This window comes from Arachidicoccus sp., from assembly GCF_050436765.1.
Lineage (GTDB): Bacteria > Bacteroidota > Bacteroidia > Chitinophagales > Chitinophagaceae > Arachidicoccus.
On sequence record NZ_JBNQGD010000108.1, the window covers coordinates 1 to 2,420 of the forward strand.

Below are 2,420 nucleotides of genomic sequence, written 5' to 3' on the forward strand. Positions count from 1 at the left end.
TTGTTTGCACCCATTTCCGGTAGAGAACTTATTTTGTATCCAGGTACCCCATCTCAACTCGTCAAAAAAGTTTACTCCTTCATTTGGAAATTCAACTCTACGCTCATCACGTATCCTTTCTCTAAAATTATTTTGAGAACTCACATAGGTAGGTTTTGACGCGTCGGTATTTTGTAAATCCGGCATACCCGCACGTTCACGTACGCTATTTACTAAGTCAAGTCCTTGTTGTGTTATGCCCTGACTTTCATTAAGTGCTTCGGCCCATTGTAATACAACATCGGCATAACGAATAATAGGATAGTTAATGGGCACTTGACTTCTGTTGCTTCCTTCAGAACTTCCTTCATAGACAAATTTTCTATAAAAATATAAGCCAAAGGTAGGTTTGTCGCTTTTTAAATCCAATATAGGTGGATTTATATTCCTAAAAGGCCAGCGCCATGTATAGGTAAGATCTCCTGAACTCCCAATAGGAGCTCCGAGGTAGGTAGCGTAGGGGGTAATAACTGTTTGTTGTAGACGCGGATCTCTATTGGCGTAGGCTTGTTCAATACGTTGTTCATTACCCGTGGGAAGATATAATGAAATGTTGGCGCCTCGGGCGGCGGCCGCATTTAATTCTGCCGTCGTAGCATTATTTCTGATAAAAAATACTTCCCTTGCCGCCGGCGTCATTTCATTGTATCCCGGAATTACGGCATCCCAATTAAATGCACTCCCATCGATATTCTCATATAAATTTATTAAATCGTTAGAGGGCTGGTACCAGTTCCAGCAAGAACCATAAGAGGATCTTGTTCCGCAATAAAACTCAGAGGTTCCCCCGTAGCCGGCCAGATCAATATTTTGCATAGAGAAGATCATTTCGGAGCATTCATTCTGCGCTTGTTTAAATAACATCTTATAGCTGTTTGCACCTGAGCCATTATAAAGGCTATAACCTGCCGACTTTACCTGCTGAAAATCTGCTATCGCTTGTGGGTATTTTTTTTGCCACATGTATACTTCGCCTCTTAGTGCGTACGCTGCGCCCTTTGTTACATGACCCCAATTAGCATCACCTGAATGATAGATTAGAGGTAAGTTTGGCTCGTTGATGGCATCGGACAAATCTTGAATAACGACGCCCCAAACACTGTCTCTTGGCGAGGCAGCTTTATTAAACTTATTATAGGCGGTAGGTATTAAATAAATGGGTACATTTCCATATAATTCCGCTAATCTAAAGTAAAAATAAGCCCGCATAAATTTACATTCTGCTATATATCTGGCTTTTTTGGTACTATCGGATGGAGATTTCAATGGTATATTGTATATGGCGTCATTTGCCCTACTAATGCCTTCGTATAAGTTTTGCCAAGCTGAATTAAATAGACCTGAACCCGGTGTTGCTGTCGCATTGGTCAATTCATCATTATAGTAGTCCTGACCGGTATAAGCATACCTATCCATTGAATATAATTCATATAAAAGGCTTCCACTGCCCGATCCTCCAAGTCTTAATGCCGCATATACGCCTGCGACCCCCTTATCTGTAAGGTTATCGGTAGTCCACATACTTGCCGAGGCGACCTGGCTATTAGGCGATGTATTTAAGATATCCTTATTGCAGGCCAAAGCAAAGACACTCGTAATAAATAGTAAAAAAGATATTTTTTTCATAATAAAAAGTTAATCAGGTTATTTTAGAATTTAACATTTATACCAAAAGCATACTGCTTCATTAAAGGATAAGTAACAGCAGTACCAATTTCTGGATCTGGACCAGGGTATTTTGTAATGGTGAGAAGATTCTCGCCTGATAAGAATATATTGCAGCTTTGTATGTAATCTTTTACTTTGCCAAGTAGTTGTCTGGGCAATGTGTAACCGATTTGTATATTTTTGAGTTTTATGTAGGAAGCTTTATACAACCAAAATGTGCTTGCCACATTATCAATATTGTCTGACTGTTTTAATCTGGGAAAAAAGCCGTTAATATTATTCTTTGGATCGCTTGGATTATTGTCATTATAATAATAATGGTCATTCACAATTCTGGAAGGTTCTGTGCCGCCAAGTGCCATTGTTACACTGTTATAATAGCTTTGATTCCAAAGATAGTCTTTACCAGAAGCACCTGCCCATATCATAGATAAGCTAAGACCTTTCCAGGATGCGGATAAGTTTAATCCAAATCCAATCTTTGGTGAATTGGAAATATTCATGAATTTTTGGTCATTCGAACCACCATAAATCCCATCACCATTGTTATCGGCATAAATTAAATCTCCATAATATAGCTGCCCTTTTCCGATGGTATTTACGGGTGCAAAAGAATAGCCCGCAGCCTGCATCGCTTGTACCCATGCCATATCCTGAGGGGTTCTAACCATGCCACTTTTTGGTCCTCCCTTTGGATCAACGGAACCATCTGC

At 39.8% G+C, this 2,420-nt stretch carries 1 protein-coding gene and 1 pseudogene; both read right to left on the minus strand.

Features of this window, described 5'->3' with window-relative positions; all coding sequences use genetic code 11:
- Positions 1 to 1,665, minus strand: a 1,665-nt coding sequence (locus ACQR30_RS04370; RefSeq protein ID WP_429731803.1) for a RagB/SusD family nutrient uptake outer membrane protein, incomplete at its 3' end; no start/stop codon positions are given.
- Positions 1,666 to 1,688: 23 nt separating this feature from the next.
- Positions 1,689 to 2,420: pseudogene (locus ACQR30_RS04375) on the minus strand (SusC/RagA family TonB-linked outer membrane protein); the annotation flags it as partial.